The sequence below is a fragment of the Candidatus Benthicola sp. genome, from assembly GCF_058719085.1.
In genome coordinates, this window is sequence record NZ_JBZQEK010000046.1 from 1 (window position 1) to 8,464 (window position 8,464).

Annotated in this window: 6 protein-coding genes; 4 read left to right on the forward strand and 2 right to left on the reverse strand. The window is 66.2% G+C overall.

The window, feature by feature from the left end:
- Positions 1 to 636: glycosyltransferase family 9 protein (locus AC36XV_RS03405; protein ID WP_492202269.1), on the reverse strand; the 636-nt coding region annotated here is incomplete at its 3' end.
- Between the two features lie 146 nt (positions 637 to 782).
- Between AC36XV_RS03405 and AC36XV_RS03410 the strand changes: the two genes are divergently transcribed.
- A complete protein-coding gene (locus AC36XV_RS03410; protein ID WP_492202270.1) occupies positions 783 to 1,235 on the forward strand; it encodes a GNAT family N-acetyltransferase in 453 nt (150 codons plus the stop codon).
- A gap of 7 nt (positions 1,236 to 1,242) precedes the next feature.
- Here the strand turns inward: AC36XV_RS03410 and rpsU are convergent, their stop codons facing one another.
- Positions 1,243 to 1,443 (reverse strand): 30S ribosomal protein S21, encoded by a 201-nt coding sequence (rpsU, locus tag AC36XV_RS03415; RefSeq protein WP_492202271.1) that lies wholly within the window; start codon positions 1,441 to 1,443, stop codon positions 1,243 to 1,245.
- A 488-nt stretch (positions 1,444 to 1,931) separates the two neighbouring features.
- Between rpsU and rseP the strand changes: the two genes are divergently transcribed.
- The 3 genes from rseP (at position 1,932) to AC36XV_RS03430 (ending at position 8,186) form a co-directional block, all read left to right on the forward strand.
- Positions 1,932 to 3,239, forward strand: a complete 1,308-nt coding sequence (gene rseP, locus AC36XV_RS03420; RefSeq protein ID WP_492202272.1) for an RIP metalloprotease RseP — start codon at positions 1,932 to 1,934, stop codon at positions 3,237 to 3,239.
- Between the two features lie 133 nt (positions 3,240 to 3,372).
- Positions 3,373 to 5,691, forward strand: a complete 2,319-nt coding sequence (locus AC36XV_RS03425; protein WP_492202273.1) for a S9 family peptidase — start codon at positions 3,373 to 3,375, stop codon at positions 5,689 to 5,691.
- A gap of 194 nt (positions 5,692 to 5,885) precedes the next feature.
- On the forward strand, positions 5,886 to 8,186 hold the full coding sequence (locus AC36XV_RS03430; RefSeq protein ID WP_492202274.1) for a S9 family peptidase: 2,301 nt from the start codon (positions 5,886 to 5,888) through the stop codon (positions 8,184 to 8,186).
- Positions 8,187 to 8,464 lie beyond the last annotated feature (278 nt).

Consider the following 8,464-nt stretch of genomic DNA (forward strand, 5'->3'; position numbering starts at 1 on the left):
ACCGGGCCCACCGATGAGAAGAACGGTGCCCCCCCCGCGTTCGACGAGACGGTCGGCAAGCGCGGCCATGCGCTCCGCCGGCCAGTCCTTCCGGACCACGCCGGAGCCCGGCACCAGTCCGATCACCGGGCGGCTCGGGAGGGCCGAGAAGAACTGTTCCTGTTGGTGCCGTTCCTGGCGGGTGAACGTGATGCGCCACTCCAGCGGGTCCGGTCGACCGATTCCCAGTGAATCGAGAAAACGGAGAAGCACGTCCTGGGTGTGGGCCCACGGAGCCGGCTCGATGCGGTGGTTCGAGAACCTCCATACGCCCTCCCGGACCTTGGCTCGATCCAGACCGATTCGGCACGGCGCGCCGGAAAGAACGGTCGGAAATACGCCCTTCATGTGCCGCTGCATGTTCAGCGTCACGTCGAACCGGCATCCCCTGAGGTCTTCCGCGAGCCGGCGCACACCCGCAACGCCTTCCCTCCTGCGGAACTCGATGACGCGGTCCACGCTGGGGTGGGCGTCCAGTACGCGGGCCGGAGCCGGCTCCGCTACCCAGGTAATCCGTCGACCCGGGTCGTCGTCCTTGATGGCGTTCGCCACCGGCAGGCCATGCACGACATCCCCGATACCGGTCAGGAGAACCACGCAGACGTCCCGGGCAGGCCCCATGCAAGACATGAATCGAAAGGTACGACGCTCGGCGCCCCCAGTCAGCCTTGCTTGCCGGTGTTTGCGGACCGGCGCGATGCGGCCGAGGTTGCTGGATTCTTCGAACGAAAAGGGGTCATGGCATGTCGATCGAGATTCGGCAGGCAGAGCTGGAGGATGTGAGCCGCATCGTGCTGTTCAATCTGGCGATGGCCCGCGAGACCGAGGGTCGCGAGCTCGATCGCTCCACGTTGACGAAAGGTGTCGAGACGCTCCTCAAGGACCCGGCCCGCGGCCGTTACTTCGTGGCCGTGAAGGCCGACGAGATCGTCGGCCAGGTGATGGTGAACACCGAGTGGAGCGACTGGCGCAACGGACCGGTCTGGTGGCTGCAGAGCGTTTACGTCTCGAAGCGACACCGCCGCGAGGGCATCTACCGGAAGCTGCACCAGCACGTTCGGGAGTCCGCCCGGAAGGAGAAGGCGATCGGCCTGCGCCTGTACGTGGAGCGGGACAACCTCGGCGCCCAGTCGACCTACGAGGCGCTGGGAATGACGGAATCCCAGTATCTGATGTATGAGGAGATGTGGGCCTGACGCCCGGTCAGTCTCTCCGCTTGCGCCGCGCCTGCCGCCGGCGACGTCTCTCCGCCGCCTGGGCCTTGCGACGCTTCGAGTCGCTCGGCTTCTCGTAATGTCGATGCTTGCGGAAGTCCTTCAGAATCCCCGCTCTCTGTACCTTCCGCCGGAAGCGCCTGAGCGCCTTCTGTACGTCCTCGCCATCCCGGACCTGAACTTCAGCCAATAGTCACTACCCCTTTCGTAGCACGGAGGGTCGACCGCCACCCTCCCGGTCCTCGAGACCCGGAAACCGGGATCGCGGAATCTAAAGCTGCAAGCGAAGGGGAACAACAAACAGGTGGCGGGCCCGCGCCACGATCCGGAGGCAGGCAGTGTGGCGCTCTCGCAACGCGGGGTCCCCGGTCGCCGATCGAATCGCTTCCCCCGGCCGGTCGTGCGGCCGTGGTGGCCCCACGGTACGTCGCGCTGTTCACCGCGACTTTATGACACCCTAACATAATATCATATTTGCTTTTAATCGTTTATCCACCAGGCCGACAGGCCCGCGTGGTCCGATGGACATCAGCGTCTGAGTCCCCCCGGGAGACCCGGGCGGACTCCGTCCTTCGAACACCGAACGGAACTTGCACCTCGGCACATCGACCGAACGTCGATGGCGGGCCGGATCGTCACCGGCTCGAATCGGCAGCCGGCGGAAGAGGAGGCGGAAGCATGATCCTGGCGGTGTTGCTGCTGTTGGTCGTCACCGACGTACTGATCCTGGTGCACGAGCTGGGGCATCTGATCGCCGCCAAGTGGGCCGGAATGCCGGTCACTTCGTTCTCCGTCGGGTTCGGACCCGCCCTGTGCCGCTTCCGTATCGGCGAGACCCGGTATCAGCTGGCGCTCATTCCCCTGGGAGGCTTCGTGCGCATCATGGGAATGGCGGGCACGAGGGAAGACCGCCGGAAGTGGCCGAACGGATTCGCGTTCCACAAGGTCCACCGTCGCATGATCGTGGTGGTCGCAGGCGTTGCGGCCAACGCGGCCCTCGCGCTCATCATCTACGCGATCCTCGGATCGATGGGAGCGGCGACCGCTCCGACTCCGGCTCGGGTGAGCGCCGTGTTCGAGGATGACCTCCCGATCGGAGCGGATGGTTGGACCAGCATTCCCCCGGATGTGGACGTCACCGGGGTGGCCGGTCGACCTGTCGGGGACTGGGCGGAGTTCGCGATGGCGCTTCTGGCCGTCGAAGCCGGGCCGCAGTCGATGGATCTCGCGGACGGTACGACCCTCGATGTGGTGATCCCGGCGGTGCAGGCCGAGAGGGTTCAGCTTCTCGCGTCCCTGCTTCCGCCGCTTCCGCCGGTGCTCGGAACGATCCAGGTCGGCTCGCCGGCCGCGCGTGCCGGCCTCCGGAAGGGTGACCGGATCGTGTCCGTGGAAGGACAGGCCACGCCCACCTTCTACGCATGGCTCGAAGCGATGCCTCTGGCGCCCTCGCGGCCCGTGTCCGTTCGCGTGCTGCGAGGCGGTACGGGGATGGATGTGCGGCTGCCTCAGCCGGATCCGGGCTTCATCCCCGAGGGAAGCTTCGGATGGCTGGGGGCCCACCTGGGAACCGAGTTCCTGGACGAAGACCTGGGCGGGGCCATCGCGTATGGTGCGGGAGAGCTGGGCCGTCACACCCGGATGATCACGGAAAGTGGCCGTCTTCTGGTGACCGGGGCGGTGGGGCTACGAGAGGTCAGCGGACCGGTCGAGATCGCGCGAATGAGCGAGCGGGCCTACCGGATGAACTGGCCGCAGTTCTTCGCCTTCGTGGCCTTCCTCTCGCTCAACCTGGCGATCCTGAACTTCCTCCCGATCCCGGTCCTGGACGGCGGCCACTTCCTTCTGCTAGCGGTGGAGGGAGTGATCCGTCGCCCCCTGAACCCGGGCCTCGTGCGCTACACGAACCTCGCCGGCGCCACCGTGGTAGTCTTCTTCATGGGCTTCGCGTTCCTCAACGACCTGCTGAAGCTTCTGGGAATCTGACCCCGCTCCGGCGCCAGCCTCTCGAGGCCGTCCCGGGCGCGGGACTTCACGACCCCGTAGGTTGTTCGTCGGCATCGCCGCCGTGGCCGGGATCCAGCCGGGTCGCGGCGCCGTAGTGACATCTCCGAAGTCCGTGAGGAATTCCATGCGACACCTGTTTCAGCAGCCGCGCTGGCGCGCGAATCTCGCTCTCGTCCCCGTCGCCCTCGTCCTTCTCTCGCCGGCCGGGACGCAGGCCCAGGAAGACACCGACCCGTCGGCGGTCACGCTCGACCGCATCTACGGCACGGCGGACTTCCGGGGTGACTTCTTCGGCCAGGTCCGCTGGCTGGAGGACGGCACGTTCTACACGACGCTCGAACCCTCGGAGGCGGTGGCGGGAGGCCGGGACCTGGTTCGGTACGAGACGGAGTCGGGTGTCCGAACGGTTCTCGTCTCCGCCTCTCTGCTGATGCCGGCTGGGGCGGACCGGCCGCTCACCATCCAGGGCTATGAATGGTCTCCCGACGGCACGAGGCTGCTGATCTACACCAACTCGCGCCGCGTATGGCGACAGAACACCCGCGGAGACTACTGGGTGTTCGATCTGGACGGCTACGCGCTGCGTCAGGTCGGCGCGGACCGGCCCGAGTCCAGCCTCATGTTCGCGAAATTCGATCCGGCCGGGGAACGGGTGGCGTACGTCAGCGAACACGACCTGTACGTGGAGGCGCTCGCCACCGGCGAGGTGGTCCGGCTCACGAACGACGGGTCCGACACGACCATCAACGGCACGTTCGACTGGGTGTACGAGGAGGAGTTCTTCGCCCGCGACGGATTCCGCTGGAGCCCGGACGGTTCTTCGATAGCTTACTGGAAGCTCGACGCGGAGGGTGTTCGCGACTTCCTCATGATCAACAATACCGACTCGATCTACTCGTTCACCGTGCCGGTGGAGTATCCGAAGGCGGGCACGACCAACTCGGCGGCCCGGGTCGGGGTGATCCCGGCGGGCGGCGGCGCCACCACCTGGTGCGACGTGCCGGGAGATCCGCGCAACAACTACATCCCGCGCATGGAGTGGTCCGGCAATTCCGACGAGATCATCCTCCAGCGCATGAACCGGCTCCAGAACACGAACCAGGTGATGCTCTGCGACGCGCGGACCGGGGCGAGCCGGACGATTCTCACCGAGACGGACCCCTCCTATCTCGACGCGGTGGACGACTGGGAGTGGCTGGATGGCGACGAGGAGTTCACCTGGGTGAGCGAGCGGACCGGATGGCGGCACCTGTACCGCGTCTCCCGGGACGGAGGGAGAGTGCGCGACGTCACGTGGGACGGCGATGACTGGGAGATCGTCAGCGTACAGCGCATCGACGAAGACGGCGGACGGGTGTACTTCACCGCCTCGCCGGAGACGGCCACCCAGCGCTATCTGTACCGTTCGCGTCTGAACGGCCGGGGGGATGCGGAGCGCCTCACGCCCGAAGACCAGCCCGGCACGCACGGCTACAACATCTCGCCCGACGCCCGGTTCGCCATCCACACGTACTCGAGCTTCGGCCATCCGGCGATCACGGAGCTGGTCCGTCTGCCCGACCACGAGGTGATCCGGACGCTGGTCGACAACCGGGAGCTGAGGGAGACGGTGGAGGCGCTGGACCGCGGCGAGTTCGAGTTCTTTCAGGTCGACATCGGTCCGGCCCGGCTCGATGCGTGGATCATGTATCCGCCGAACTTCGACCCGGCGAACGAATACCCGATCCTCTTCTACGGCTACAGTGAGCCGTGGGGACAGACGGTGATGGACTCGTGGGGCGGAGGCAACTACCTGTGGCACCTGATGCTCACGCAGCAGGGCTACATCGTGGCCAGTGTGGACAATCGGGGCACCCCGGGTCCGCGCGGCCGCGACTGGCGCAAGGCTCTCTACCGCAAGATCGGCCAGTTGAACGTTTCGGACCTTTCGACGGCGGCCCGGATCATCATCGAGAGGCCCTACGTGGATGCCGATCGGGTGGGCACGTGGGGTTGGAGCGGCGGTGGGGAGATGGCCCTGAACCTGATCTTCCAGTACCCGGATGTATACGGCACCGCCATCTCGATCGCGGCCGTCACGCACCAGAAATACTACGACACGATCTACACCGAGCGGTACATGGGACTCCCGGACCAGGCCTGGGAGGACTACGAGGCGGGCGCGCCGGTGAACCATGCGAAGAACCTGGAGGGGAACCTCCTCATCGTGCACGGCACCGCGGACGACAACGTCCACTACCAGAACTTCGAGGTGCTGGTGAACGAGCTCGTCCGTCACAACAAGCACTTCACGATGCTCGCGTATCCGAATCGATCCCACGGGATCTTCGAGGGCGAAGGAACCCGGCGTCACCTCTATACCGAGATGACGCGCTACCTGAACGAGCACATGCCGCCGGGCGGAATTCCGCTGGCCGGAGGCGCGGACTGAGCCGGGATGGCGAGTCGTGCGGCGGACCCGGGCCGGACCCCCGGATCCCGGGCCATCGCACGGCAGCCCGGCAAGCTAAACGCCCGCCCTCGGTCAACTGTCTGTAGGGCGTGTACCGCGGGTTTCGGCTGCGCGTGAGGCAGCGTGCGCACCGCATCTCGCCGGCCGCATCCACCTGACTCCAGAGGATTGCCATGAAACAGCTGAAGCGCCTGCGAGGCCCGCTGGCCTGCGCCGCCGTATTCGCGTTCTTCTTCCTTCCGGTCGCGCAGCGGGCGGAGGCCCAGGAGACCGGCGACCCGAGCCTCGTGACGCTGGATCGCCTGTTCGGCTCGGGAGACTTCTTTCCCGACTTCTTCGGGCAGACCCGTTGGCTCGAAGATGGGTCCGCCTACACGACGCTCGAGCGAAGCGGGGCCGGAGCCGGACGGGACCTGGTCCGGTACGACGCCTCCAGCGGCGAGCGCGAGGTCCTGGTTTCCGCCGCCCAGCTCGTTCCCGAAGGTCAGACGCGGCCTCTCGGCATCCAGAACTACGAGTGGTCTCCGGACGGCAGCAAGCTGCTGATCTACACCAACTCCCGCCGTGTCTGGCGCTTCAACTCGCGGGGCGACTACTGGGTGCTGGATCTGGAGACCGGCGCTCTTCGGCAGATGGGGGCGGATCGGCCCGAGTCGAGCCTGATGTACGGAAAGTTCAGCCCATCGGGTGACCGCTTCGGATACGTGAGCGAGAACGACCTGTACGTGGAAGACGTCGCCACTGGAGAGGTGACCCGTCTCACGGAGGACGGATCCGACACCATCATCAACGGGAACTTCGACTGGGTGTACGAGGAGGAGTTCTTCATGCCGCTCCCCGCCGATGGCTGGCGCTGGGCTCCGGACGGGAAGTCGATCGCCTACTGGCAGCTCGACGCCGAGGGCATCGGGGTGTTCGAGATGATCAACAACACGGACTCGATCTACTCGTTCACCATTCCCGTGCAGTATCCGAAGGTCGGCACCACGAACTCCGCCGCCCGGGTGGGGGTCGTGGGCGCGGCCGGCGGTCCGACCGTGTGGTGCGATGTGCCCGGCGACCCGAGAAACAACTACATCCCGCGGATGGAGTGGTCCGGCAACGGCGACGAGGTCGCCATCCAGCGGATGAACCGGAGGCAGGACACCAACCGGGTCCTGCTCTGCGATGCCGATTCGGGCACCATCCGGGAGCTGTTCACGGAGACGGACGCCGCCTACCTGGACGCGATCGATGACTGGATCTGGCTCGACGGCGACGAGCGGATGACCTGGCTGAGCGAGCGTACCGGCTGGCGCCACCTGTACGAGGTCGATCGCTCGACCGGGCAGCTCTCGCCGATCACGTCCGGCGACTGGGAAGTCGTCAACGTGGAGCTGATCGACGAGGACGGTGGGTGGATCTACTTCATCGCCTCACCGGACAACGCCACGCAGCGGTATCTGTACCGCGTCCCCCTCGAGGGAGGGCAGCCGGAACGTCTCTCACCGACGGACCAGCCGGGCACCCACGGGTACAGCCTCTCGCCCGACGGATCGTACGCGATTCACACGTACTCCACGTTCACGACCCCGCCGGTGACCGAACTGGTCAGCCTGCCGGACCACGAGGTGCTGCGGGTGCTCGAGGACAACGCCCGACTGAACGCTACCCTGGCCGAGCTGGCTCGAGGACGGGCGGAGTTCTTCCAGGTCGACGTCGGCGACGCGATGCTGGATGCGTGGATGATGTATCCGCCGGACTTCGATCCGAGCCTCGAGTACCCGGTGTTCTTCTACGCCTACAGCGGACCTTTCGCCCAGACGGTCCTCGACCGGTGGGACACGGGCAACTTCGGCTGGCACACGCTGCTCACACAGCAGGGATACATCGTGGCGAGCGTCGACAACCGGGGCACCCCCGGCCCGCGAGGCCGCGACTGGCGGAAGGCGCAGTACCGGAAGGTCGGTCGGGTGAACAGCGCCGACCAGGCCGCGGCGGCCCGGGTGATCGCGGAACGCCCGTACGTCGACGCGTCCCGGATCGGCATCTGGGGCTGGAGCGGGGGCGGAGGTGCAACCCTGAACGCCCTGTTCCGGTACCCGGAGATCTACAGCACCGGGATCGCGGTGGCCGCGGTGACGAACCTGCGGAACTACGACACCGTGTACATGGAACGGTACATGGGGCTCATCGACGAGAACCCCGAGGACTACGAGGACGGGTCGGTCCTCAAGTACGCCGGGGGACTCGAGGGCAACCTGCTGCTCATTCACGGCACAGGCGACGATAACGTTCACTACCAGAACGCCGAACAGCTGGTGAATGCGCTGATCCGGGAGAACAAGTACTTCACCATGCTGTCGTACCCGAACCGCTCCCACGGAATCTTCGAAGGGCCGGGAACGAGGCGACACCTGTTCGGCTACATGACCCGGTGGCTCAACGAGAACATGCCTCCGGGCGGTGTGCCGCCGGAGGCGACGAGCGACTGAGGACTCGGGACCCGAAGCCCGGAGGAAGAGCTAGAATTGATGCGATCGGGTCGAGCACGAGGTCACAGCCCTCCGGAAGCCGGGAATGGGCCTGCCCGCCCGGCACCGGAGGACACGCCTCCGGTCGTGGTCAGCCTGACGTCCCATCCGGCGCGCTACGGCTACCTCCACAAGGCTCTTAAGAGACTTCTGGAGATCGACTATCCGGATCTCACGATCGATGTCTTCCTGACCGATCCCCCCCCCCGTCGCGTGGCCCGCATGGCCCGAAGGGACGG

Excerpts from the sequence above, each read along its gene's own strand:
- AC36XV_RS03410 (WP_492202270.1), top strand. The coding sequence starts at position 783 with ATGTCGATCGAGATTCGGCAGGCAGAGCTGGAGGATGTGAGCCGCATC.
- rseP (WP_492202272.1), top strand. The coding sequence starts at position 1,932 with ATGATCCTGGCGGTGTTGCTGCTGTTGGTCGTCACCGACGTACTGATC.
- AC36XV_RS03430 (WP_492202274.1), top strand. The coding sequence starts at position 5,886 with ATGAAACAGCTGAAGCGCCTGCGAGGCCCGCTGGCCTGCGCCGCCGTA.